The sequence below is a fragment of the Bradyrhizobium sp. USDA 376 genome (assembly GCF_054063675.1).
The window spans coordinates 9,036,670-9,059,929 of sequence record NZ_JBSSGN010000001.1 but is presented as its reverse complement, the minus strand read 5'-3'; the positions used below and the strand labels follow the sequence as shown (position 1 = coordinate 9,059,929).

General features: G+C 65.0%; 21 protein-coding genes and 1 pseudogene. 13 read left to right on the top strand and 9 right to left on the bottom strand.

Going from position 1 to position 23,260, the window contains the following annotated elements; all coding sequences use genetic code 11:
• The first annotated feature begins 174 nt into the window (after nucleotides 1-174).
• The 5 genes from ACVJ19_RS42580 (at nucleotide 175) to ACVJ19_RS42560 (ending at nucleotide 6,035) form a co-directional block, all read left to right on the top strand.
• Nucleotides 175-2,955, top strand: coding sequence for a hybrid sensor histidine kinase/response regulator (locus ACVJ19_RS42580; RefSeq protein ID WP_453955041.1), 2,781 nt, complete (start codon nucleotides 175-177; stop codon nucleotides 2,953-2,955).
• A gap of 27 nt (nucleotides 2,956-2,982) precedes the next feature.
• Nucleotides 2,983-3,453, top strand: coding sequence for a chemotaxis protein CheW (locus tag ACVJ19_RS42575; RefSeq protein WP_283023883.1), 471 nt, complete (start codon nucleotides 2,983-2,985; stop codon nucleotides 3,451-3,453).
• A gap of 72 nt (nucleotides 3,454-3,525) precedes the next feature.
• Complete coding sequence (locus ACVJ19_RS42570) at nucleotides 3,526-3,891, top strand: response regulator (protein ID WP_007600538.1); 366 nt, start codon at nucleotides 3,526-3,528, stop codon at nucleotides 3,889-3,891.
• Between the two features lie 75 nt (nucleotides 3,892-3,966).
• A complete protein-coding gene (locus ACVJ19_RS42565) occupies nucleotides 3,967-5,166 on the top strand; it encodes a protein-glutamate methylesterase/protein-glutamine glutaminase (RefSeq protein ID WP_453955040.1) in 1,200 nt (399 codons plus the stop codon).
• Nucleotides 5,163-6,035 carry a CheR family methyltransferase gene (locus tag ACVJ19_RS42560; RefSeq protein WP_453955039.1) on the top strand — a complete coding sequence of 291 codons (873 nt, stop codon included), beginning with the start codon at nucleotides 5,163-5,165 and terminating at the stop codon, nucleotides 6,033-6,035. Before ACVJ19_RS42565 ends, ACVJ19_RS42560 begins: the two co-directional genes overlap by 4 nt.
• Nucleotides 6,036-6,194: 159 nt before the next feature.
• Here the strand turns inward: ACVJ19_RS42560 and ACVJ19_RS42555 are convergent, their stop codons facing one another.
• The 4 genes from ACVJ19_RS42555 to ctrA all read right to left on the bottom strand — a co-directional run bounded on the left by ACVJ19_RS42555 (nucleotide 6,195) and on the right by ctrA (nucleotide 9,331).
• Nucleotides 6,195-7,355, bottom strand: a complete 1,161-nt coding sequence (locus tag ACVJ19_RS42555) for a glutathionylspermidine synthase family protein (RefSeq protein ID WP_453955038.1) — start codon at nucleotides 7,353-7,355, stop codon at nucleotides 6,195-6,197.
• A 3-nt stretch (nucleotides 7,356-7,358) separates the two neighbouring features.
• A complete protein-coding gene (locus tag ACVJ19_RS42550; RefSeq protein ID WP_453955037.1) occupies nucleotides 7,359-7,769 on the bottom strand; it encodes a hypothetical protein in 411 nt (136 codons plus the stop codon).
• Between the two features lie 15 nt (nucleotides 7,770-7,784).
• Nucleotides 7,785-8,189 carry a DUF350 domain-containing protein gene (locus ACVJ19_RS42545; RefSeq protein WP_453955036.1) on the bottom strand — a complete coding sequence of 135 codons (405 nt, stop codon included), beginning with the start codon at nucleotides 8,187-8,189 and terminating at the stop codon, nucleotides 7,785-7,787.
• A 440-nt stretch (nucleotides 8,190-8,629) separates the two neighbouring features.
• A complete protein-coding gene (ctrA, locus tag ACVJ19_RS42540) occupies nucleotides 8,630-9,331 on the bottom strand; it encodes a response regulator transcription factor CtrA (protein ID WP_008138878.1) in 702 nt (233 codons plus the stop codon).
• 447 nt (nucleotides 9,332-9,778) lie between these two features.
• On the opposite strand from ctrA, the gene fliI reads away from it, so the two are divergent.
• The 6 genes from fliI to ACVJ19_RS42510 all read left to right on the top strand — a co-directional run bounded on the left by fliI (nucleotide 9,779) and on the right by ACVJ19_RS42510 (nucleotide 16,276).
• Entirely contained in the window at nucleotides 9,779-11,104 is a 1,326-nt protein-coding gene (gene fliI / locus ACVJ19_RS42535; RefSeq protein WP_453955035.1) for a flagellar protein export ATPase FliI, read from the top strand.
• Between the two features lie 133 nt (nucleotides 11,105-11,237).
• Nucleotides 11,238-11,657 carry a flagellar export protein FliJ gene (gene fliJ / locus ACVJ19_RS42530; RefSeq protein WP_011084990.1) on the top strand — a complete coding sequence of 140 codons (420 nt, stop codon included), beginning with the start codon at nucleotides 11,238-11,240 and terminating at the stop codon, nucleotides 11,655-11,657.
• 317 nt (nucleotides 11,658-11,974) lie between these two features.
• Entirely contained in the window at nucleotides 11,975-12,520 is a 546-nt protein-coding gene (locus tag ACVJ19_RS42525; protein ID WP_453955034.1) for a sigma-70 family RNA polymerase sigma factor, read from the top strand.
• A 37-nt stretch (nucleotides 12,521-12,557) separates the two neighbouring features.
• A complete protein-coding gene (locus ACVJ19_RS42520) occupies nucleotides 12,558-13,616 on the top strand; it encodes an anti-sigma factor (RefSeq protein ID WP_453955032.1) in 1,059 nt (352 codons plus the stop codon).
• A 343-nt stretch (nucleotides 13,617-13,959) separates the two neighbouring features.
• A complete protein-coding gene (locus tag ACVJ19_RS42515) occupies nucleotides 13,960-14,919 on the top strand; it encodes an AraC family transcriptional regulator (protein WP_453955031.1) in 960 nt (319 codons plus the stop codon).
• Between the two features lie 130 nt (nucleotides 14,920-15,049).
• The gene (locus tag ACVJ19_RS42510; RefSeq protein WP_453955030.1) at nucleotides 15,050-16,276 is read left to right on the top strand and encodes an NAD(P)/FAD-dependent oxidoreductase; all 1,227 of its coding nucleotides are present in this window, start codon (nucleotides 15,050-15,052) and stop codon (nucleotides 16,274-16,276) included.
• A 66-nt stretch (nucleotides 16,277-16,342) separates the two neighbouring features.
• Here ACVJ19_RS42510 and ACVJ19_RS42505 read toward each other — a convergent pair whose 3' ends face one another.
• Nucleotides 16,343-17,266, bottom strand: coding sequence for a LysR substrate-binding domain-containing protein (locus ACVJ19_RS42505; protein WP_453955029.1), 924 nt, complete (start codon nucleotides 17,264-17,266; stop codon nucleotides 16,343-16,345).
• A gap of 109 nt (nucleotides 17,267-17,375) precedes the next feature.
• Between ACVJ19_RS42505 and ACVJ19_RS42500 the strand changes: the two are divergent.
• Together ACVJ19_RS42500 and ACVJ19_RS42495 are read left to right on the top strand one after the other, a co-directional pair.
• Nucleotides 17,376-17,465 (top strand): annotated as a pseudogene (locus ACVJ19_RS42500) (alpha/beta hydrolase); the annotation flags it as partial.
• Nucleotides 17,466-17,553: 88 nt separating this feature from the next.
• Nucleotides 17,554-18,372, top strand: a complete 819-nt coding sequence (locus tag ACVJ19_RS42495) for an alpha/beta fold hydrolase (protein WP_271582596.1) — start codon at nucleotides 17,554-17,556, stop codon at nucleotides 18,370-18,372.
• A gap of 1,121 nt (nucleotides 18,373-19,493) precedes the next feature.
• On the opposite strand, the gene ACVJ19_RS42490 is transcribed toward ACVJ19_RS42495, so the two are convergent.
• From ACVJ19_RS42490 to ACVJ19_RS42475, 4 genes are all read right to left on the bottom strand, one after another.
• On the bottom strand, nucleotides 19,494-19,694 hold the full coding sequence (locus tag ACVJ19_RS42490) for a hypothetical protein (protein WP_453955028.1): 201 nt from the start codon (nucleotides 19,692-19,694) through the stop codon (nucleotides 19,494-19,496).
• Between the two features lie 293 nt (nucleotides 19,695-19,987).
• The gene (flhA, locus tag ACVJ19_RS42485) at nucleotides 19,988-22,129 is read right to left on the bottom strand and encodes a flagellar biosynthesis protein FlhA (RefSeq protein ID WP_453955027.1); all 2,142 of its coding nucleotides are present in this window, start codon (nucleotides 22,127-22,129) and stop codon (nucleotides 19,988-19,990) included.
• 335 nt (nucleotides 22,130-22,464) lie between these two features.
• Nucleotides 22,465-22,767 carry a copper-binding protein gene (locus tag ACVJ19_RS42480; protein WP_453955026.1) on the bottom strand — a complete coding sequence of 101 codons (303 nt, stop codon included), beginning with the start codon at nucleotides 22,765-22,767 and terminating at the stop codon, nucleotides 22,465-22,467.
• A gap of 16 nt (nucleotides 22,768-22,783) precedes the next feature.
• Nucleotides 22,784-23,239, bottom strand: a complete 456-nt coding sequence (locus ACVJ19_RS42475) for a cupredoxin domain-containing protein (RefSeq protein WP_453955025.1) — start codon at nucleotides 23,237-23,239, stop codon at nucleotides 22,784-22,786.
• Nucleotides 23,240-23,260 lie beyond the last annotated feature (21 nt).

Below are 23,260 nucleotides of genomic sequence, written 5' to 3'. Positions count from 1 at the left end.
TTAAGCCAATCTTTACGAGGCGCTTCGGCTTGTCCGGAGCGCCTTATCTCTTTGTTGGTTCCGTTCTTTTCCACATACTCAACCATTATTAAACGCTTTGCGGTGAAGCTGGCCCCATTCCGAAATGGCGCATCACGCCTCGTGCGCGCGCTCCCTGTATGAAGGCCTGTTTTCATGGATGATCTGTTGCGGGAGTTCTTGACGGAGACCAGCGAGAGCCTGGACACCGTCGACAATCAGCTGGTGAAGTTCGAGCAGGAGCCGAACAACGCCAAGATCCTGGATAACATCTTCCGCCTGGTCCACACCATCAAGGGTACCTGCGGCTTCCTCGGCCTGCCGCGGCTCGAAGCGCTGGCGCATGCCGGCGAGACGCTGATGGGCAAATTCCGCGACGGCATGCCGGTGACCGCCGAAGCGGTGACGGTGATCCTGTCCTCGATCGACCGCATCAAGGAGATTCTGGCTGGGTTAGAGGCAACCGAAGCCGAGCCCGAAGGCAACGACCGCGACCTCATCGACAAGCTGGAAGCGATGGTCGAGCAGGGCATGGCGGCGATGGCCGCGGGTTCGGCTCCCGTTGCCGAGGCGCCGCCGCTGGTGCCGGAAGCCCCTGTTGCCGTTGCGCCCGCAAAAGAGATGACCACGGGCACGCTGATCGATCAGACGCTGGAGCGCCCCTTGCGTCCCGGCGAAGTCTCGCTCGACGAGCTCGAGCGCGCCTTCCGCGAGACCGCGATCGAAGCGCCGGTCCCCGCGCCCGTCGCCAAGGCCGAGCCCGCGCCCGTTGCTGAAGCGCCGGCACCTGCTGCGAAGGAAGCGGCAAAGCCCGCCAAGGAAAAGGCCGCGCCGAAGAAGTCGATGGCCGACGAGACCGCCGTCGAGGGCGATCGCATCGCCAACCAGTCAATCCGCGTCAACGTGGATACGCTGGAGCATCTGATGACCATGGTCTCCGAGCTGGTCCTGACCCGCAACCAGCTCTTGGAGATCTCCCGCCGCAACGAGGACACCGAGTTCAAGGTGCCGCTGCAGCGCCTCTCCAACGTCACCGCCGAGCTGCAGGAAGGCGTCATGAAGACGCGCATGCAGCCGATCGGCAATGCCTGGCAGAAGCTGCCCCGCATCGTCCGCGACCTCTCGAGCGAACTCGGCAAGCAGATCGAGCTGGAGATGCACGGCGCCGACACCGAGCTCGACCGCCAGGTGCTCGATTTGATCAAGGACCCGCTCACCCACATGGTGCGCAACTCCGCCGATCATGGCCTCGAGACCCCCGCCGAGCGCCTGGCCAGCGGCAAGGGCGAGCAGGGCACCATTCGCCTGTCCGCCTATCACGAGGGCGGCCACATCATCATCTGCATCGCCGACAACGGCCGCGGCCTCAACACCGAGAGGATCAAGGCCAAGGCCATCTCCTCAGGTCTCGTCACCGAGGCTGAGCTCGAGAAGATGAGCGAAGCCCAGATCCACAAGTTCATCTTCGCGCCGGGCTTCTCCACCGCAGCCGCCATCACCTCGGTGTCGGGGCGCGGCGTCGGCATGGACGTGGTGCGCACCAATATCGACCAGATCGGCGGCACCATCGACATCAAGTCGGTGGCCGGCGAGGGCTCTTCAGTCACCATCAAGATCCCGCTGACCCTCGCCATCGTCTCGGCCCTGATCGTGGAGGCCGCCGGCGATCGCTTCGCCATCCCGCAGCTCTCGGTGGTCGAGCTGGTCCGCGCCCGCGCCAACTCCGAGCACCGCATCGAGCGCATCAAGGACACCGCGGTGCTGCGCCTGCGCAACAAGCTGCTGCCGCTGATCCACCTCAAGAAGCTCTTGAAGATCGATGATGGCGCCGCCAGCGATCCCGAGAACGGTTTTATCGTGGTGACCCAGGTCGGCAGCCAGACCTTCGGCATCGTCGTCGACGGCGTGTTCCACACCGAAGAAATCGTGGTCAAGCCGATGTCGACCAAGCTGCGTCACATCGACATGTTCTCCGGCAACACCATTTTGGGCGATGGCGCCGTCATCATGATCATCGACCCCAACGGCATTGCCAAGGCGCTCGGCGCCGCCGGCTCCTCGGCCCATGACATGGGCGACGAGAACGGCGCGCATCACATCGGCTCGGGCGAGCAGACCACGTCGCTCCTCGTGTTCCGCGCCGGCTCGTCGCAGCCCAAGGCGGTCCCGCTCGGGCTGGTCACCCGCCTCGAGGAGCTGCCCGCCGACAAGATCGAGTTCTCGAACGGCCGCTACATGGTGCAGTACCGCGAGCAGCTGATGCCGCTGGTGGCCATGGAAGGCGTCACCATTGCGAGCCAGGGCGCCCAGCCGATCCTGGTGTTCGCCGACGACGGCCGCTCCATGGGCCTCGTCGTCGACGAGATCATCGACATCGTCGAGGAACGCCTCAACATCGAGGTCGGCGGCTCCAGCCAGGGCATTCTGGGCTCGGCCGTGATCAAGGGCCAGGCCACCGAAGTGATCGACGTCGGCCACTTCCTGCCCATGGCGTTCGCCGACTGGTTCACCCGCAAGGAGATGAAGCCGTCGATGCACTCGCAGTCGGTGCTCCTGGTCGACGACAGCGCCTTCTTCCGCAACATGCTGGCGCCCGTGCTGAAGGCGGCCGGTTACCGCGTCCGCACCGCGCCGACCGCGCAGGAGGGCCTCGCCGCCCTGCGCGCGCAAAACTTCGACGTGATCCTGACCGACATCGAGATGCCCGACATGAACGGGTTCGAGTTCGCGGAAGTTGTCCGCTCCGACAACAACCTCGCCGCGACGCCGATCATCGGCCTGTCGGCGCTGGTGTCGCCGGCGGCGATCGAGCGCGGCCGTCAGGCCGGCTTCCACGACTATGTCGCCAAGTTCGACCGTCCCGGTCTGATCGCGGCGCTGAAGGAGCAGACCGCGGGCGCCGCCGGCGCCTCCGAGCTGAGCCGGGCCGCGGCGTAAGCAGGACAGGGATCAGGAGATAAGCTTATGACCAAGAAGACCCAATCCAGCGAAGGCGCCATGGTCGAATACGTCACCGCGATGATCGGCGGCCAGCTGTTCGGCCTGCCGATCTCCCGCGTCCAGGACGTGTTCATGCCCGAGCGCGTCACCCGCGTGCCGCTGTCCTCGCGCGAGATCGCGGGCGTGCTGAACCTGCGCGGCCGCATCGTCACCGTCGTCGACATGCGCTCGCGTCTCGGCCTGCCCAGGGACGAGGACGGCAAGACCCCGATGGCGGTCGGTGTCGACCTGCGCGGTGAATCCTACGGCCTCCTGATCGACCAGATCGGCGAGGTGCTGCGCCTGCCCGAGGCCGGCATGGAAGAGAACCCCGTCAATCTCGATCCCCGCATGGCCAAGCTCGCCGGCGGCGTCCACCGCCTCGACGGCCAGCTCATGGTCGTGCTCGACGTCGATCGCGTCCTCGAGCTCGCGCCCGAGATGATGGCGGCCTGATACGGCGGCATTGCCGCCGACGTGCCAGTAATTGGAAGTGTCCCCGCAAGGGGACAGGAAGCAGAGGTTCACATGCGAACTTGTCTCGTCGTTGATGATTCCAGCGTCATCCGCAAGGTTGCGCGCCGGATCCTGGAGGGCCTCGACTTCCAGATCCTCGAAGCCGAGGACGGTGAGAAGGCGCTGGAGGCCTGCAAGCGCGGCCTGCCCGACGCGGTGCTGCTCGACTGGAACATGCCGGTCATGGATGGCTACGAATTCCTCGGCCATCTCCGGCGCATGCCCGGCGGCGACCAGCCCAAGGTGGTGTTCTGCACCACCGAGAACGACGTCGCGCACATTGCGCGTGCTCTGCACGCCGGCGCCAACGAGTACATCATGAAGCCGTTCGACAAGGACATCGTGACGGCGAAATTCCAGGAAGTCGGCCTGATCTGAGCGAACGCCCGGAGGCTGAACGGATCCTTCGGCGATTGTTTTCAACTGAACCGTTTCAGTCTGAGTTGGTGAGTAATGAGTGTTGCGTTCGCAGGTAATTCGACCACGGGCACGTCGCGCGAAGCCGGGCCGCTGCGGGTGATGATCGTCGACGACTCCGTCGTCATTCGCGGTCTGATCTCGCGCTGGATCGGCGCCGAGCACGACATGGAGGTCGCCGCTTCCTTGCGCACCGGGCTCGAGGCGGTCAACCAGCTCGAACGCATCAACCCCGACGTTGCCGTGCTCGACATCGAAATGCCCGAGCTCGACGGCATCTCGGCGCTGCCGAAATTGCTGGCGAAGAAGCGCGATCTCGTCATCATCATGGCCTCGACCCTGACCCGCCGCAACGCGGAGATCAGCTTCAAGGCGCTGTCGCTCGGCGCGGCCGACTACATTCCGAAGCCGGAATCGACGCGCGAGGCGTCGGCCGCCGACACCTTCCATCACGATTTGATCCAGAAGATCCGTCATCTCGGGGCGCGGCTGCGCCGCAAGTCTGCCGTTGCGAGCCCGCCGCTCGCGCCGGCAAGCCCGGCCCCGGCTGCACGCGCACCGGCCGTCGTCCGGCCTGCCGCGCCTGCGCCCGTTCCGGCCGTGCATGCCCCGTCGTCGGGAGCGCTGTCGACGCGTCCGTTCTCGACCCAGGCGCCGAAGGTGCTGCTGATCGGCTCCTCGACCGGCGGTCCGCAGGCGCTGATGGCGCTCGTCACCGAGCTCGGGCCTGTCATCGACCGCTTCCCGGTGCTGATCACCCAGCACATGCCGCCGACCTTCACCACCATTCTTGCCGAGCATCTGGCGCGCTCGAGCCGCCGCCCGGCAGCCGAGGCGGTCGACGGCGAGCCGGTGAAGCCGGGACGCATCTACCTCGCGCCCGGCGGCAAGCACATGCGCCTCGCGCGCAGTGGCGTGGACACGCTGATCGCGCTCGACGACGGCCCCGCGGTCAATTTCTGCAAGCCCGCGGTCGATCCGCTCTTCACCTCCGCCATCGACATCTGGCACGGCGCCATCCTCTCGGTGATCCTGACGGGCATGGGCTCGGACGGCATGCGCGGCGGCAAGGACATCGTTGCGGCCGGCGGCAGCGTCATCGCGCAGGATGAAGCCTCCAGCGTCGTCTGGGGCATGCCGGGCGCGGCCGCCAATGCCGGCATCTGCGCGGCGATCCTGCCGCTCAACCAGATCGGCGCCAAGGTCAACCGCCTGTTCGCGGGAGACCGCTCGTGACGCCCGCGGATTACGATTATCTGCGCAAGTTCCTGAAGGAGCGCTCGGGCCTCGATCTGTCGCCCGACAAGCAGTATCTGGTTGAGAGCCGGCTGCTGCCGCTCGCCCGCAGGGCGAGTCTTCCGGGCATTCCCGATCTCGTGCTGAAGATCAGGAACGGCGACGGCCGGCTTGCGACCGACGTGGTCGAAGCCATGACCACCAACGAGACCTTCTTCTACCGCGACAAGATTCCGTTCGACCACTTACGCGACACCATCCTGCCGGGCCTGATCCAGGCGCGCGCAGCGCGCAAGAGCTTGCGCATCTGGTCGGCGGCCTCGTCGACCGGGCAGGAGCCTTACTCGATCGCGATGTGCGTGAAGGAGATGGGCGCGGTCCTCGCCGGCTGGCGCATCGAGATCGTCGCCACCGATCTGTCGCAGGAGGTGCTGGAGAAATCCAAGGCCGGCGTCTACAGCCAGTTCGAGGTGCAGCGCGGTCTGCCGATCCAGCATTTGATGAAATACTTCGCGCAAGTCGGCGAGCTCTGGCAGCTCAATGCCGACATTCGCGCCATGGTGCAGTTCCGCCAGCTCAATCTGCTGCAGGACTTCTCCCATCTCGGCACGTTCGACGTGATCTTCTGCCGCAACGTGCTGATCTATTTCGATCAGGACACCAAGGCGGTGATCTTCGAGCGCATGGCGAAGGCGATGGAGGCCGACGGCACGTTGCTGCTCGGCGCCGCCGAATCCGTCGTTGGCATCACCGACGTGTTCCGTCCCATCACCGAGCGCCGCGGCCTCTATCAGCTCAATCCCGCGCGCTCCGGTCGCGCGATGGGCGGACTGATGCCGCAGCTGCTGAAGGTTGCCGCGGCGAGGTGAGCTTCTCTTCGTCATTCCGGGGCCGCGCGTCAGCGCGGAGCCCGGAATCCATAACCACAGGCCATTGAAACAGGCAGGCGGTTAGACGTGGGGCTGTTCGATCCGCCTGTGGCTATGGATTCCGGGCTCGCGACTTTGTCGCGCCCCGGAATGACGGCTTCACAAAATCGCATGCGGCAGAAACCGCGAGCCGTTGCCCGTAATCGGGCTCTCGTCCTCGCGGATCGACAGTCCGCACGGCTCGTGATTCACCAGCCAGCTTCCGATCACCGGATAGAAGCCGGAAAAGTTCGGCAGCGGTGACAGCGCCTGTCGTATGAAACCTTCAGCGCCATAGGGGCCCGACTGCTCGTCGAGCGGCGTGCCGCCCGAGACCAGCGTGACATTGGCGCCTTCGCGCGACAGCAGCGGCTTGCGTACATACGACGTTCCGAGCTCCGCCGCCCGCGCGTCATCCTCGAAGAAGGCCGGCAGCAGGTTGGGATGGTTCGGAAACATCTCCCAGAGCAGCGGCAAAATGCCCTTGTTGGAGAGCACCGCTTTCCATGGCGGCTCGATCCATCGCGTCGGGGCGTCCTTGAGCTTTGCGCCGAAGGCGTCCTGGAACATCCATTCCCAGGGATAGAGCTTGAAGGCGAGCGCGATGTCGCCATCGTCGAGATCGACGAAGCCGCCGTCCTCATCGCGACAGCCGACCTGCTCGATGTCGAGCAGCGTGGTCGAGAGTCCGGCCTGGCGCGCCGTGTCTTCGAGATAGGCGAGCGTGCCGGCGTCCTCGTCGTTGCCTGTGGTGCCGGTGAGATGCAGGTGACGGCCGGCGGCGATCGTCTTCCAGGCCTCGATCAGCCGCTCGTGGATGGAGTTGAACTGATCGGCACGCGACGGAATGATGCGGCGCTCGATCGCCTGTTCGAGCCAGGTCCATTGGAAGACGGCGGCCTCGAAGATCGAGGTCGGCGTATCCGCGTTGTATTCGAGCAGCTTTGCCGGCCCCTTGCCGTCGAACTTCAGGTCGAGCCGGCCATAGAGGCTGCGGTCGTCGCGCGCCCAGCTCTCGGCGATCAGGCTCCAGAATGCCTCCGGAATCTTCAGGCGCCGCAGATGCCGCTCGTCGCCGATCACGCGGCCGGCAAGCTCAAGGCACATCGCGTCGATCTCGCCGGTCGGCGTCTCGATGCTGCGCTCGATCTCGTCGAGCGTGAAGGCGTAATAGGCGCGCTCGTCCCAATAGCGGTCGCCGCCGATGGTATGGAAGACGAAGCCGCATTGCGCTGCGGTCTCCCGCCAGTCGTCGCGCTCGAGGCAGGTGATGCGCTGCATAGGTCAGCCCCCGCCCGAGAAACCGTGGCCGAACGCGCCGAAGCCGCCGCGGCTCACGCTGCTGTGGCCCGAGTCGTATGACGTGCTGGACGAAGAATGGCTCGAGGAATCGCTGCTGAAGAAGCTCGATCGTGACGACGAGCCCGAGCCGCCGCTGCCGCCTGAGGAGCTGCTTCTGCTGCTGCTGCAGGCGGTGCTCGTCTGCACCGTTGGATCCGTCCCGGGAGGAGGGGGCTCGCACGTCTGCCGCGGCATCAGCGTGTAGGCGGTGGTGCCGACCGCGATCGTGCCCATCACGAGGAGGGCGACATGGCCGGAGCGCTTCACCGGCTGCTCCCTCGGCGGCAGCGGCAGGTCCGCCGGCAGGCGCGGCCGGCGCCTGCTGAACTCCTTGCTGGTGGGTTTGTCGGCCATATCACTGGATCATTGTCAGTAGATCATGCAGGCGGCGTTGAGGAGGCCCGCGGCGAGCGAGGACAGGCCGAGCCAGATGGCGGGCGCAAGCTCGCCGGCGGCGATCCGCGCCGACAGGTTCGGCACCGGCACCTTGACGAGAAAGAACACGATGACCTGCACGACCAGCGCGATCATCGCCCAGATCAGGCAGTCGAGCACATTGGCCGAATGCGCGATGGCGCTGACCAGCGGCGCCACGAAGCCGAGCAGGCTGAGGCCGAGCGCGATCGCGGCGGCCGGCTCGTCGTCGCGGATCAGCTGGAACTCGTTGTAGGGGGTGATGCGGGTATAGACGAACAGATACGCCACGATCGCGATCAGCCCGGTGCAGAAATAGACCAGGAAGGCGGGCAGGCCGGCGAGTGATTGCAGGATCATCGTTCCCCCATCGTGCAGCGACCATTCGTCGGCGGGGAGAGCGTAGCGGTTCAACGTTAGAGAGGGATGAAGTCGTATCGGCAGCGGTTGCTGCACCTCTCCCGCTTGCGGATAGGCTATCGCATATGAGGAAAACGTGGCGGGAAGCTCGCCTGCGGCCATCCTTCGAGACGCCCGCCTTCGGCGGGCCCTCAGGATGAGGACAGAGTATGTGGCGGCAATTCGGCAGCCAAAGCTGCCGGTCAGCCTCATCCTGAGGAGACCGCGGAGCGGTCGTCTCGAAGGACGAGGCGCTTGCTCAGGCCCCACCAGCCCATATGCGATGGCCCTGCGCTTGCGGGGAGGGCGAAGACGTCCCCAAAAACGAAAACCCCGCCATTTGCGGCGGGGTCCAGGCTGGGAGGAGCAAACCCGGGAGGGCTTGCGACGTAAACCCAGGATCAGGCGGGGATGCGCTCTTCGTGCTCGTGCGGCTCGCGCAGCACGTAGCCGCGGCCCCACACGGTCTCGATGAAGTTGCGGCCTTCGGAAGCGTTGGCGAGCTTCTTGCGGAGCTTGCAGATGAAGACGTCGATGATCTTCAGCTCCGGCTCGTCCATGCCGCCATAGAGGTGGTTGAGGAACATTTCCTTGGTGAGGGTCGTACCCTTGCGCAAGCTGAGCAGCTCCAGCATCTGGTACTCCTTGCCGGTCAGATGCACGCGCTGGCCGCCGACTTCCACCGTCTTGGTGTCGAGGTTGACGACGAGGTCGCCGGTCTGGATGACCGACTGGGCATGGCCCTTGGAGCGGCGCACGATCGCGTGGATGCGGGCCACCAGCTCGTCCTTGTGGAAGGGCTTGGTCATGTAGTCGTCGGCGCCGACGCCGAGACCCTTCACCTTGTCCTCGATGCCGGCGAGGCCGGAGAGGATCAGAATCGGTGTCTTGATCTTGGAGACCCGGAGCTGCTTGAGCACGTCGTAGCCGGACATGTCGGGCAGGTTGAGGTCGAGGAGAATAATGTCGTAATCGTAAAGTTTACCGAGATCGACGCCTTCTTCCCCCAAATCGGTCGTGTAGACGTTGAAGCTCTCAGACTTCAGCATCAGCTCGATCGACTGCGCGACGGCGCTGTCATCTTCAATCAGCAAAACGCGCATGCCAGTTCCCCATAGTCGCCGCTCCTGGGCGTCAGGTCGGCCGCATTCGCGGCACTCAACAAAACGCCTTTGAACAACTGATTCGGATCCTGACAACAGATGGTTAACAAACTCTGATTCTGGAACGCAAGTCCCCCCGGTGCAATTTTTGTCGAATCGCCGTAAGGTCTTGCGCAGGAAGCAGCTTTCGTTACTCCGATCCGTTCAAGCTCCACTTTAAGAGACGGGCCTAACCGACTCCCGCGACTCAGCCTTCTTCTGAAGGGGAGTCACGCTCAGTCACAAAGACAGTGACGCAATGATTAATGATGCGGGTAAACACGAAGTTAAGCGCCGTTCAGAAATATGGCGAAACTTAAGAGTTTCACCGTGAAGGCCTGGGGGCACGACGGCGATCACCTCATGAAAGCCCTCTTATGAAGGCGCGCCCCTTATGAAGGCTCTTGCATGAAGGCCCTTGCCGAACAGATCGGCGACATCGACGGCGTCAACATCTATGGCCGTGTGGTCGGCGTGCGCGGCCTGATGGTCGAGGTGGCAGGTCCCATCCATGCGATGTCGGTCGGCGCGCGGCTGGTGATCGAAACCGGCGCCAACCGTTTCATCCCCTGCGAGGTGATCGGCTTCTCCGGCAACAATGCCGTGGTGATGCCGTTCGCCGGGCTCGATGGCGTGCGCCGCGGCTGCAAGGCCGTCATCGCCAATGCCGCCAACCAGGTGCGGCCCTGTGCGGCCTGGCTCGGCCGCGTCGTCAATGCGCTGGGCGAGCCGATCGACGGCAAGGGGCCGCTGCCGCAGGGGTCCTCGCCGATGCCGTTCCGCAATACGCCGCCGCCGGCGCATTCGCGCAAGCGCGTAGGTAGCCCGCTCGATCTCGGTGTGCGTGCGATGAACACCTTTCTCACCTGCTGCCGCGGCCAGCGCATGGGCATCTTCGCGGGCTCCGGCGTCGGCAAATCGGTGCTGCTGTCGATGCTCGCGCGCAACGTCGATGCCGCGATCAGCGTAATCGGGCTGATCGGCGAACGCGGCCGCGAGGTGCAGGAATTTTTGCAGGATGATCTCGGCGAGGAGGGCCTGGCACGTTCCGTCGTCGTGGTCGCGACCTCCGACGAGCCGGCGCTGATGCGCCGCCAGGCGGCCTATCTGACGCTCGCGGTCGCCGAGTATTTCCGCGACGAGGACCAGGACGTGCTCTGCCTGATGGACTCCGTGACGCGCTTTGCCATGGCCCAGCGCGAGATCGGCCTGTCCGCCGGCGAGCCGCCGACCGCCAAGGGCTATACGCCGACCGTTTTCACCGAGCTGCCGAAGCTCCTCGAGCGGGCCGGGCCGGGCCTCGGCGAGGGCGCCATCACCGCGATCTTCACGGTGCTGGTCGACGGCGACGACCACAACGAGCCGATCGCGGACGCCGTCCGCGGCATCCTCGACGGCCACATCGTGATGCAGCGCTCGATCGCCGAGCGCGGCCGCTACCCCGCCATCAACATCCTCAAATCCGTCTCCCGCACCATGCCCAAATCGGCCGACCCGCAGTTCTGGCCGACCATCCAGAAGGCGCGGGCGGTGATGGCGACCTATGCCGACATGGAGGAATTGATCCGGCTGGGAGCCTACCGGGCCGGCTCCAGCCCCGAGGTGGACGAGGCGATCCGGCTGCACGAGCCGCTGGAAGCGTTCTTGCGGCAGCGCAAGGACGAAAATGCCTCACTGGCGGACGGCTATCGGCAGTTGGCGCAAATCCTCGGCAATTTGGAAACGGAACGCTAACTTTGTCAGTTCATCATCCGATCCCACAGAGTAGCAGAGCCGGTCTTGGCCCTAATCGGGCCTGTGGGGAGACCGGTGCCGTCCCAATGTGTGTATGTCTTGCAGCTAGGGGACTTCTGGGGAGTACGAGTCGATGAAGTCACGTGATACCCTCATCCGCCTGAAGAAGTTCCAGGTCGACGAGAAGCGCCGCCGGGTCACCCAGATCGAGACCATGATCGCCGACTTCCAGCGGATGTCGGTCGATCTCGAACGCGAGATCCAGACCGAGCAGGAGCGTGCCGGGATCAACGATCCCTCGCACTTCGCCTATCCGACCTACGCCAAGGCCGCGATCCAGCGCCGCGAGAACCTGACCCGCTCGGCCGACGAGCTGAAGGGCCAGCTCGACGAGGCCAAGGCCGCGCTGGCCGAGGCCTTCGAGGAGCTGAAGAAGGTCGAGCTCCTCGACGAGCGCGACCAGGCCCGCGAACGCGCCGAGGAAAACGCCCGCGAGCAGGCCGACCTCGACAGCATCGGCCTGATGCGCGCCCGCATCGGCGCCGTCGCCTGAGGCGTTAGCCGCAAGAACTGCCGAGGATTTGCCAAACCCGGACCCGCAAGGTCCGGGTTTTCGTATGGGCTGTCCACAGCGCGGCGCCACGCCCCTTGGTGGTCGGCTTTGCCGCGCGCTATGGTAGCGGGAATGAATGCTGTGCCAGCGACGGCGGTGCCCACCTCTCCCTTGGGAGAGGTCGGCGCGGGGCGCCGGGTGAGGGGTGACGGTCTGCCGTTAGTCCTGCGCCCCCTCACCCGATTTGCTGCGCAAATCGACCTCTCCCCGTCGGGGAGAGGTGAAGGGAAGCGACGGGCCGCGTTTCAGGGGGCTGAATGCTGACGCCAGCAGAGCTGGTCGGGCTGATCGAGGCGGTCGCCGGGGGCGATCAGGCCGCGTTCGAGCGCCTCTACGTCGCGACGCGCGCGAAACTCTATGGCGTCGTGCTCCGTATCTTGCGTCGGCAGGATCTCGCAGAGGAGGTCATTCAGGAGACCTACGTCAAGATCTGGAACAGCGCCGGCCAGTTCAATCCGGCGCTCTCGTCGCCGATCACGTGGATGGCGTCGATCGCGCGCAACCGTGCGATCGACATCGTGCGCAAGAAGTCGGAAGCCTCCATCGAGGAGGAGCCTCAGGCGATGGAGGTTGCGGCCGACAGTCCCGATCCGCTGGCGCGCCGGGAGATGACCGAGGAGCTGAAGCGGCTCCTGGAATGCATCGGTCGGCTCGAGCCGGACCGTCAGAAGCTCGTGCTGCTCGCCTATTACAACGGCTGGAGCCGCGAGCAATTGGCGGAGAAATTTGTCGCGCCCGTCAACACGGTGAAGACGTGGCTGCGGCGCAGCATGCTGGATATCCGGGAGTGCCTCGGATTGTGATGGCTCGGACGACGAGGAAGGTTCTGGACTGCAAGTGATGGCCTACACGGAGGACCATATCGCGCTCGCCGCGGAATATGCGCTCGGCACGCTCGACGCCGACGAGCGCGCGCAGGTCGAGACCATGATGGCGGTGGACAAGGCATTCGCCGAAATCGTGCAGGCCTGGTCCTATCGGCTCGGCGTCCTCAACCAGATGGTCGGCACGATCGAGCCGCGTCCGATCGTGTGGGAGAACATCAGGGCCGAGCTCGCGCGGACGGAATTCGCACAGGAGCCGCCCGCGCAGGCCGAAGCCTCGCCGCCTCCCGCGCCTGAAGCTTCCTCGTTTGAAGCCGTGTCGCCGCCGCCTTCGGACAGCGCGCCGCCGGCCGAGCCGCAGCCTTCGGCCGCGGAGCAGCCGGAGGCGGCGCGGCCGGCCTCGGATACGCTGTCCGACGTCGCGCCGATCTTCATGCCGCAGGTCCACGCGCCCGATCCGGACGTGGTGCATGCGCCGCCGCCGCCGGTCGTGGACAACAGCAATGTGATCCGGCTCGAAGGCCGCGTGAAGCGCTGGCGCACCATCGCATCCGCCATCGGCGCGCTCGCGGCCGCGCTGCTGGTGACGCTGTCGCTCCAGATCTTCCAGCCCGACGCGCTGCCGGGCGCGTTGCGTCCCACTCCGCGGATTCAGACCGTCGAGGTGAAGGCGCCGGCGCCGCTCGCCGCGTCCGCGCAATATGTCGCGCTGCTGCAGGGCCCGGGCGGCGGCCCGGCCTTCATCCTCACCATCGACGGCGCGACGCGGAATTTCACCGTGCGCAAGGTCGGCGCCACGCCGGAGCCCGGCAAGAGCTTCGAGCTCTGGCTGATCTCCGACAAGCTGCCGCGCCCGCGCTCGCTCGGCGTGATCGGCGCCGGCGAGTTCACCGCGCGTCCGCTGCTCGCCGGTTACGATGCCGACCTCGTCAACGGCGCGACCTACGCCGTCACCGTCGAGCAGGCCGGCGGCTCGCCGAGCGGCCAGCCGACCTCGGCGCCGGTGTTTTCCGGCAAGCTGATCGAGACCGTGCCGCCGGCGCAGCCGCAGCAACAGCCGCCGGCGAAGAAGTAGGTGCTTCATCGTCGTCCTGGCGAAAGCCAGGACCCATTACCCCAAGAGCCCGTGGTAGCAGTGAGCTGTGGCCATACCGGCGAACAACCACTCGATCCTGTGGCAATGGGTCCTGGATCGGCGCTCGCTCCGCTCGCTGGTCCAGGATGACGCTGGAATGTTCGGAGGCCCGCGACAAATCATTCATCGGTTCCTGTCGCCGCCGTCCATCCCGCCGTCGCATTTCGACAAGCCCGGCCAAATCCCATCCCGGTTTGAACCTCCCCGCAATTCGCCGCGTCAAATCCCCGGAATTTGCAGTCGGCGCGGCCGATCATTGTGCCGAAGAGGGGCGAGACATCAGATGGATGCAGCGAGAACGCCGGGCATCTTCATTCACCAATATGCAGGCCTGCCGCACGGCCCGGCCTTCGAACATTGGCGCGAGCGGGCCGTCGGAGCCTGCGGCCTCGACATCGGGCCGAGCCAGGGCGACAGCATCGATTGCCGGCTCCAGGTCAGCGTGGTCGACAATATCGTGCTCGCCATTCCCGAAGGCGCCTCCGCGCAATATTCGCGCACCCAGAGCCACCTTGCCGATGGCAGCGACGATCTCGTCCTGATCGCGGCACATGCGGGCCTCGTCCGCGTCGGGCAGAACGGCCATTCCGTGGAGCTTGCGCCCGCGCAGATGGTGCTCGTCGACATGGGCATCACCGGCACCGTCGGCCACACCATTGAGGATCGTTTCACCAGCATCCGCATGCCGCGCCGCGCGCTGCTGGACATCAATCCGCGCGCCGAGGACAAGCTCTCGCAGGTGCTCTCCGACGGCGCGGTCGCCGAGACCATCTTCCGTTACCATGCACTGGCCGCCAATCACGCGCCGCATCTCGACGCCGTCGGCCAGCGCCTGACCGCGCAGCACATGGTCGATCTCGTCGGTCTCCTGCTCGGCACCGATGCCGAGCACGCAAGCCTCGCGCGCGGACGCGGGCACGCGGCGGCCCGCCTCGACCTGATGCAGGCCGACGTGATGGCCGCGCTCGGTCGCAACGATCTCTGCCTGGCCGAAGTCGCGACGCGCTCGGGGCTCAGCCCGCGCCAGGCGCAGCGGCTGTTCGAGCAGGCCGGCACCACCTTCACCGAATTCGTGCTCGAGCAGCGCCTGCTGCTCGCGCGAAAGCAGCTCGGCGATCCCCGGGCGAGGGCGCGCAAGATCAGTGACATCGCGCATTCCTCGGGCTTCTCCGACCTGTCCTATTTCAACCGCGCCTTCCGCAAGCGCTTTGGTGCGACGCCGTCGGAACTGCGTGAGGCCTAGGCCTGCGATTTTGGGCCTGCGATTTCGTGCAGCGGCCTTGCGCCGCCGCAGTTGGTCGATCCGATCGAATGGGCTATATCTACCTGCGCGGGCAGGCCGCAGGATCCTTGGAAAGTGCGAGTAGGCGGACATGGCGCGTATCGTCGTGCTCGGCGCCGGGTTTGCGGGTCTGTGGGCGGCCATCGGCGCCGCGCGCAAACGCGACGAGATGGGTGCGGCGGGGCGTGACATCGAGATCCGCCTCATCGACCGTAACCCCTATCACAACATCCGCGTGCGCAATTACGAGACCGACCTCAGCGAGGTCGCGCTTCCGCTTCCACAACTGCTCGATCCGATCGGCGTCACGCACGGCCTCGGCGAGGTCGAAGCGATCGATCCGGTGCATCGCAGGATATCGCTCGTCACCAGCGGCGGTGAGGAGACGCTGAGCTATGATCGCCTCGTGCTGGCGCTCGGCAGCGAGGTGATGCGTCCCGACATTCCGGGCCTTGCCGACCATGGGTTCGACGTCGACACCTATGCTGCAGCGCTTCGCCTCGAGGATCATTTCGCATCGCTCGGACGCAGCGCGCCGTCGCCGGGGCGTTCGACCGTCGTGGTGGTCGGCGCCGGCTTTACCGGCATCGAGGTCGCGGCCGAAATGCCGGACAGGCTGGCGCGGGCCGGCATCACCGGCAGCCGCCGCATCATCCTGGTCGATCCCAATCCGGCCGTGGGCGCCACCATCGGCGCGCATGCGCGTCCCGTCATCGCGACGGCGCTGGCTTCGCTCGATGTCGAGACGCGGCTCGGCGCGCGCGTCGTATCGATCGAGGCCGCCGGCATTCGCCTGAGCTCGGGCGAGTTCATCCCGACCCAGACCGTGATCTGGTGCGCCGGCATGCGTGCGAGCCGGCTGGCCGAAAATTTTCCGGGTGCGCGCGATCGCCTCGGGCGCCTGCTGGTCGATCCCTTCATGCGCGTTGCGGATCTGCCTTGTGTGTTCGCGGCCGGCGACGTTGCCTCCAGCGTCGTCGATGGGCTGCATCCGACCGTGATGTCCTGCCAGTTCGCCCGGCCGATGGGCCGCTTCGCCGGCCACAATGTGGTGGCCGATCTCGTCGGTGAACCGATGCTGCCGCTGCGGATCGACTGGTACGTCACCGTGCTCGATCTCGGCGGCTGGGGTGCGCTCTATACGGAAGGGTGGGATCGCGAGGTCCGCACGACCGGCGCGGCTGCGAAGGCAACCAAGCAGACCATCAACTGCAAGCGCATCTATCCGCCGCTCACCGGCAGCAAGGATGAACTCTTCGCCGCCGCCGCGCCGACCGTGCAGGCGCCGCCGCCGACTTATGGGGCGCCGCGCCGTTGAGCCGGGCCATGCGTCCATCGGCCAATCGTCGGCAAATGACCCGAAGCAGACGTCCAACGCCGCCAGCTATTGAGCTTCAACGTAGCGTATGATGCTCTGGTTCTGGACGTTTGCGACCAATTCATCCGCGCGGGACAAGAGACGGCGGAGCAGGGGCGACGGATTGGCCCGATTGTATCCCAGCGCCAAATCGACTGTTGGCGTGCCGCCCTCGAGCGCTCTGGCAACGACGTTCGGTGCCAGCATGTTCTGCGCATAGAGCGGGACGAGGCTGATTCCGCCCGTGGAGGCCACGAGCGACATGGCTGACGATATGTTTTCGCCTTCGTACTTCGCCTTCAGGGTAATACCGACCCGGGATGCGTAGTTCTGTATGACCTCCTGCAAGACGGGCGACGTTCTTGCCGAGCTGACATAGATCTCGCGGGCGAGATCCTGGGGACGGATCTTCTTGCGCGAGGCCAGACGATGTTCGGCCGGCAGCACGGCAATCAAGGGCTCCTTCGCCAATATCTTGAAGACGACGCCCTCGTTGTCTTTCTCGGGACGAAGGAAAGCTATGTCCAACTTTCCCCGCATCAACGCGAGCGCGAGTTCTGGTGAAGATTGCGTGCTGAGTGTGACTTCAACATCGGGTGCTTCCTCGCGGAGGATGCGCAGAAGCTGGGGGAGCCACATCACCTCCAACCCGACGAGAAAACCCATCGAAAGAACGGGCCTTTGCGGTTGCGCCGTCTGCCGGGCCGCCTCCGTTGCAGCCTCAACCTGCAGCAGCGCCAGCCGCGCATGATCAAGAAACACTCTTCCGGCGGCGGTCAGCGTCACGCCGCGCGCCTGGCGCTCCAATAACTGTACGCCGACTTCGGCTTCCAGATCGCGGATCTGCCGGCTCAGCGATGGCTGCGAGGTGTTCAGTCGCCGCTGGGCGGCGGTCAGCAGGCTGCCTTCTTCAGCGACGGCAACGAAATAGCGCAGGTGCCGGAGTTCCATGACCCCTCGTATATCTTCCAGGCATAGCTCGAAGCCTACAAGGTCTTGGTCATCGGCCAAAGGGAGATTTACCGTCTCGCAGTCTGCAACCAAAAAGGGACAAAGAACAATGTCGACGCCGAAGCCCAGCATCGTCTTCTGCCATGGCCTTTGGGCCGATGGCTCCTGCTTCAGCAAAGTGATCCCCGCGCTCGAGGCCAAGGAAAGGGCTCGCTGGGGGCTTTGACTCTAAAATTCCGGCCGCAAACTTTTCGATGAATGTCTAACAGCGCAGATGGAGCGACTCGATGCCCACGATCACGACGACAGACGGCGTAAAAATCTTCTACAAGGATTGGGGATCAGGTCAGCCAATCGTTTTCAGCCACGGTTGGCCGCTGACAGCGGACGACTGGGACGCCCAGATGACCTTCTTCCTTCGCCACGGCTACCGGGTGATCGCCCACGACCGGCGCGGCCACGGCCGGTCCGACCAGCCCGGCACCGGCAACGACATGGACCACTGGGTTGCCGACCTCGCGGCCCTGACCGAGCATCTCAACCTGCGCGATGCGATCCACATCGGCCACTCCACAGGTGGCGGTGAGGTGGCTCGCTATGTCGCTCGCCACCAGGAGCGCGTCGCGAAGGCGGCGCTGGTCGCTTCACTGACGCCGAACATGTACCGGAGCGAGGACAACCCGTCCGGTCAACCGCCGGAGTGGTTCGAAGCGATCCGGGCAGGCGTGCTGGGCAACCGGTCGGAGTTCTACCGTTTCGTCCCTGAGAATCCGTTCTACGGCTACAACCTGGATGGGGCGAAGCCTTCGGAGGCGATCATTGCCAACTGGTGGCGCCAGGGCATGGCCGGCGGTGCCCTCGCTCATTACGCAACCGTCGACTCCTGGCTTGAAGATTACACCGCAGACCTCAAGAAGATCACCGTGCCGGTGCTGGTAATGCATGGCGAGGCTGATCAAGTCGTCCCGTTCGCAAGTTCAGTGCCGCGCGCGGTCGACCTGCTGAAGAGCGGGTCACTGAAGACTTACCCCGGCTATCCCCACGGCATGCTCACCACGCATGCGGATGTCCTCAACCCCGACCTGCTCTCGTTCATCAGGTCGTGACGACATCTCTCATCCATTATCGCCTAGGAGTTTGGGGATGTAGATTGAGGAGGGTTCGGGTTTCGTCGGGTCGGCCCAGCCACAAGCCCTCGCGGTGCCCGACGGGCAAAACACGCTAACCGTGGGGCAACCCCCACCGACAAAAATATTCTACTTTACCGAAATTCGGAGACGGCGTATTTGTCGCGCAACCCGGCCCAAGGAAGAGGGGCGTATCGCGATCGTCACGAACGTGGGCCGGGCGGCGGTGGACGTGGGTCACATCGGCGCGAAGGTTTTTGCAGGGCGGGCGACCGTGAGCAAAAACGTCGCGCACACGACCGGTGCGATCTGCGTACGGCAAAATCGTGTGGTCCTGGCGCCCGGGGTCTGTGCGCCAAGTCTTGCGGTGATGCGTGCGGCCCAACCGGGTCCTCGCATCGATCATCCGCAAGGCGACGGGGGCAATAGTGCATCGCTCCCCGGGGAGAGCGCGACATAAGCCGTAAGCCCACTGCGCAGGGAAGGCCGGATGTTCAGGCTTCACCTGTATGCCGCTGTGCAGATCTTCTCACTGTTACCTCGCACAGTGGACCGCGGGTGCCAGCCGGCACCCGGTCTTCCCTGCGCCCTCTTTCAATCGAGGGTGAGTTGATAGGCAAAGCTCGGGCGAGATGAGCCGCGAGAAGGCGAAGACGTGTCTAACGTTTCAGACGTCCAATGTTGCGGCGAGCGCTTACCGATCTCCGTCACCCTGAGGCGGCCGCTCCTTCAGCGGCCCTCGAAGGGCGACGGCCCAGCTGCGTCTCGGCCGTTCATCCTTCGAGGCTCGCGACGCAGTGCAGGTGCACTGCGCCACTCGCACCTCAGGATGACGGAATGGACACCGCCGCCGCGGAAAGATCCTGGATTGCTTCGCTGCGCTCGCAATGACGAAGATGATGATGCAATTGTGCCCTCGCAGCGCGGCTCGGAGACGAGAGGAGAGAACGGTGCAACATACCCCCAGACGTGAGAAAGCGCCCGTGGGGGGCGGGCGCTTTCTGTAGTCGACTTGGGGTTGGGGTCGTCTACATATCCACGTGGCGACTTTGGGGGGCTGGTAAAGGGCCGCGTGAATTCACAAAACTTGTCAGATCTCCTTATCGAACGAGGGACGCGTTCGAGCTGGTGATAACGACCGGCTTGCCGGCCTTGATGACGCGGGCCGTCTGGGTCAGACCTTCATCCGAACCCGAGCGTGCCGTGATGCTGAAGCCCGCCACCGCGATCCCTGCGACGAGGGCGACGACCACAATCTTCAAATGGGTCGCGCGATCGGCGCTGTAGATCGAGTGGTTCATGGAAGCCTCCTGCCGCCACCTACCCGAAGTAGTCGCCGGCCGTTTGAGGCAGGTTCATGCTTCCGGTGCCCAACAACCTAGTATTGGGCGGATCGTTCCCAAGAGGCGATCACAAGGGCGTGACACGACGTGAAAGATCGCGATCAAAAGCGGCGCTTGATCGTTCTTTTTTATAATTATTTCAAAGCTGTAATGTGCTTTCCGAGCGCCCTTCTGGCCTTTGGTCCACAAGGCACCAGGAACTCAAAAACCATTTGCCTGTGGCCGAAAAACACACGGCTTCTTAAGGCAAATCAGATGCTTCCGACCGTTTTCAACCTCGCTCTGGGGTGGATTTCAGCCTGCGACAGCACGGTGGTCTGGGCGCGGAACCGCTCGACGAGTGAGCGGACGAACGGACGAATTGCCGCAGAGGTGACCAGCACCGGCGCCTCGCCTTCGCGGGCGGCGCGCTCGAAGGCCTCGCGCACTGCGGTCATGAATTCCGACAGCTTCGAGGGCTGCATGGCGAGGCTGCGCTCCTCGCCTTGGCCGATGATGGATTCGGCGAAGGCCTGCTCCCAGCGCGCCGACAGCGCGATCAGCGGCAGATAGCCATTGTAGGAGGTGTTTTGCGCGCAGATCTGCCGGGCGAGGCGGGCACGGACATGCTCGACCATGGTGGACGGATTGCGCGAGAAGGCGAGCGAGTCCGCGATGCCTTCGAGGATGGTCGAGAGATCGCGGATCGAGATGCGCTCGGCGAGCAGCAGCTGCAGCACGCGCTGGATGCCGGAGACCGTGACCTGGCCGGGCACGATGTCCTTGACCAGTTCGCTCTGCTCCTTCGGCAGCTCCTTGAGCAGCTTCTGCACCTCGCCATAGGAGAGCAGGTCCGACATGTTGGCCTTGAGCAGCTCGGTGAGGTGGGTCGAGAGCACGGTCGCGGCGTCGACGACGGTGTAGCCCTTGAGGGAAGCCTCCTCCTTGAGGCTGGCATCGACCCAGGTCGCGGGCAGGCCGAAGGTCGGCTCGGTGGTGTGGATGCCGGGCACCTGAACCTGGCTGCCGCCGGGGTCCATGACCATGAACTGGTTCGGCCAGATCTTGCCGGTGCCGGCGTCGACCTCCTTGATCTTGATGATGTAGGTGTTGGCCTCGAGCTGAACGTTGTCGAGGATACGCACCGCCGGCATCACAAAGCCCATCTCGATCGCGAGCGAGCGGCGCAGCGCCTTGATCTGCTCGGTGAGGCGGTCGGTGCCGTCGGGCCCGTTGACCAGCGGCAGCAGGGCATAGCCGAGCTCGATCTTGAGGTCGTCGATCTTGAGCGCGGCCGAGATCGGCTCTTCTGCCGCGGCCGCGCCCGGCGCACCCGGCATGCCCGGAGCGGGCGCGGCGTTGGCGGCTTCCTCGGCCTTGACCGCGGTGCGCTTGTGGTTGCGGGCGTGCCAGGCCAGCGCGCCGGCGCCGGCGCCGAGCGCAAGGAAGGGGATGGTCGGAATGCCCGGCAGGGCCGCCAGCACCAGCATCACCGCCGAGGACATCGCCAGCGCCTGCGGATAGCCGGAGAACTGCTTCATCAGCGCCTTGTCGGCGGCGCCGGAGACGCCGGCCTTGGAGACGAGCAGGCCGGCCGCGGTCGAGACGATCAGCGCCGGCACCTGGGTGACGAGGCCGTCACCCACCGTCAGCAGCGTGTAGCTGCGTCCGGCGTCGGCGAAAGACATGCCTTGCTGCGCCACGCCGATGATCATGCCGCCGACGACGTTGATGAAGACGATCAGGAGGCCGGCGATGGCATCGCCGCGGACGAATTTGGAGGCACCGTCCATGGCGCCGAAGAAGCCGCTCTCGTCCTCCAGCTCCTTGCGCCGCTGCTTGGCGACCTTCTCGTCGATCAGGCCAGCCGAGAGATCGGCGTCGATCGCCATCTGCTTGCCGGGCATGGCGTCGAGGTGGAAGCGGGCGGCGACTTCGGCGATACGGCCCGAACCCTTGGTGATGACCACGAAGTTGACGATGATCAGGATGGCGAAGACGATGATGCCGATGACGAAATTGCCGCCCATCACGAAGCTGCCGAAGGCCTCGATGACGTGACCGGCGGCGTCCGTGCCCTCGTGGCCATGCGACAGGATCAGCCGCGTCGAGGCCATGTTGAGCGACAGGCGCAGCATGGTCGAGATCAGCAGGATGGTCGGGAAGGCCGAGAATTCCAGCGGCGCCTGGATGAACAGCGACGTCATCAGGATCAGGATCGAGAGCGTGATCGAGATCGCCAGGAACAGGTCCAGCACGATCGCGGGCAGGGGGAGGATCAGCACCACCAGGATGGTGAGGATGCCGAGCGCCAGCGCGATGTCGCCGCGCTTGAGGACGTTGACGATCTCGTTGAGGGAGGGGACGCCGGGCTTTCCGCCGCCTACGCCCTGTCCCGCGGTGACGTCGACCATGGTAGCTGCCTCCCCGCGCGACTGCCGGCCGCGCGCCCCAAACGTCTGCGCGGCGGCCGATGGGCCGCCGTTCCGAAAGTGAGGCACCGCACTGGCGTCCACAGGGGATCCCCCGTTCTAACGCGGCCGACGACACTCGACTTCACCCGGCAACTTTTGCCCGGTGTATGGTTAGCAAAGGGTTAACGGAGGGTGCGGCAAGACTGCTGGGAGGGGCGTTTCGGGGGGCGGGCGTCATTCCGGGGCGGTGCGAAGCACCGAACCCGGAATCTCGAGCTTCCGGGTCTGGTCCTGCGGACCATCCCGGAATGACGGGGCAGGTGGCAAAGCGCCCCTTACTTCGCCTTCTCCATCTTCGTCACCGTGTACCCCGAAGACGCCTCCTCGGCCTCGAAGGTCACCTTGTCGCCGACCTTCACCTGCTTGAGCATCGCGGGGTCCTTGACGCGGTAGACCATGGTCATGGGCTCCTCCATGCCGAGGCTCTTGGCCGGGCCGTGCTTGAGCGTGATCTTGCCCGCGCCCTCGTCGATCTTCTTGACCTCGCCGCCGATCGAAGCGCTCTGCGCCGCGACCGCGCCGAAGGTCAGGCCTGCGCTCAGGGCGAGCGCCGTGGCGATGTGGATGGTCTTGTTCATGGCTCTCTCCTTTGGCTCATTTCACGGTGACGCGGCCGACCATGCCGTACTCGCGATGATCGGGGATCAGGCAGGAGAATTCGAATGTGCCGGCCTTGGTGAATTTCCAGACGATCTCGGCCGTCTTGTTCGGGGCCAGCCGCACCCCGTTCGGATCGTCATGCTCCATGTGCGGATGCTTCTTCATCACCTCGGCATGCGCGAGGTTCTCCTTGGTGGTCGCGAGCAGGAACTCGTGGTCCTCCTTGCCGACATTACGCAGCACGAAGCGGATCTGCTCGCCGCGCTTCACATTGATCTTCGACGGCTCGTACGACATCTCGCTCAGCGCGATCTCGATGGTGCGCGCCGGCTTCTTGGGATCGCCGGGCTCGCCCGCTGAAAAGGTCGTATGGCCGTGATTTTCGTGCGCGCCGGCGGACGAAATCGAGAGCGCTGCCAGCGCGAGGACGAAGGTGACGGTCTTCTTCATTGTGGTCTCCAGTTGGTGGTT

Bases quoted from the DNA above. Each gene is read 5' to 3' on its own strand.
- fliJ (WP_011084990.1), top strand. From the start codon at position 11,238: ATGAAGTCACGTGATACCCTCATCCGCCTGAAGAAGTTCCAGGTCGAC.
- ACVJ19_RS42510 (WP_453955030.1), top strand. From the start codon at position 15,050: ATGGCGCGTATCGTCGTGCTCGGCGCCGGGTTTGCGGGTCTGTGGGCG.
- ACVJ19_RS42550 (WP_453955037.1), bottom strand. From the start codon at position 7,769: ATGGCCGACAAACCCACCAGCAAGGAGTTCAGCAGGCGCCGGCCGCGC.
- ACVJ19_RS42490 (WP_453955028.1), bottom strand. From the start codon at position 19,694: ATGAACCACTCGATCTACAGCGCCGATCGCGCGACCCATTTGAAGATT.
- ACVJ19_RS42495 (WP_271582596.1), top strand. From the start codon at position 17,554: ATGCCCACGATCACGACGACAGACGGCGTAAAAATCTTCTACAAGGAT.
- ACVJ19_RS42545 (WP_453955036.1), bottom strand. From the start codon at position 8,189: ATGATCCTGCAATCACTCGCCGGCCTGCCCGCCTTCCTGGTCTATTTC.
- ctrA (WP_008138878.1), bottom strand. From the start codon at position 9,331: ATGCGCGTTTTGCTGATTGAAGATGACAGCGCCGTCGCGCAGTCGATC.
- ACVJ19_RS42505 (WP_453955029.1), bottom strand. From the start codon at position 17,266: ATGGAACTCCGGCACCTGCGCTATTTCGTTGCCGTCGCTGAAGAAGGC.
- ACVJ19_RS42525 (WP_453955034.1), top strand. From the start codon at position 11,975: ATGCTGACGCCAGCAGAGCTGGTCGGGCTGATCGAGGCGGTCGCCGGG.
- flhA (WP_453955027.1), bottom strand. From the start codon at position 22,129: ATGGTCGACGTCACCGCGGGACAGGGCGTAGGCGGCGGAAAGCCCGGC.
- ACVJ19_RS42480 (WP_453955026.1), bottom strand. From the start codon at position 22,767: ATGAACAAGACCATCCACATCGCCACGGCGCTCGCCCTGAGCGCAGGC.
- fliI (WP_453955035.1), top strand. From the start codon at position 9,779: ATGAAGGCCCTTGCCGAACAGATCGGCGACATCGACGGCGTCAACATC.
- ACVJ19_RS42475 (WP_453955025.1), bottom strand. From the start codon at position 23,239: ATGAAGAAGACCGTCACCTTCGTCCTCGCGCTGGCAGCGCTCTCGATT.
- ACVJ19_RS42555 (WP_453955038.1), bottom strand. From the start codon at position 7,355: ATGCAGCGCATCACCTGCCTCGAGCGCGACGACTGGCGGGAGACCGCA.
- ACVJ19_RS42520 (WP_453955032.1), top strand. From the start codon at position 12,558: ATGGCCTACACGGAGGACCATATCGCGCTCGCCGCGGAATATGCGCTC.
- ACVJ19_RS42565 (WP_453955040.1), top strand. From the start codon at position 3,967: ATGAGTGTTGCGTTCGCAGGTAATTCGACCACGGGCACGTCGCGCGAA.
- ACVJ19_RS42570 (WP_007600538.1), top strand. From the start codon at position 3,526: ATGCGAACTTGTCTCGTCGTTGATGATTCCAGCGTCATCCGCAAGGTT.
- ACVJ19_RS42515 (WP_453955031.1), top strand. From the start codon at position 13,960: ATGGATGCAGCGAGAACGCCGGGCATCTTCATTCACCAATATGCAGGC.
- ACVJ19_RS42580 (WP_453955041.1), top strand. From the start codon at position 175: ATGGATGATCTGTTGCGGGAGTTCTTGACGGAGACCAGCGAGAGCCTG.
- ACVJ19_RS42575 (WP_283023883.1), top strand. From the start codon at position 2,983: ATGACCAAGAAGACCCAATCCAGCGAAGGCGCCATGGTCGAATACGTC.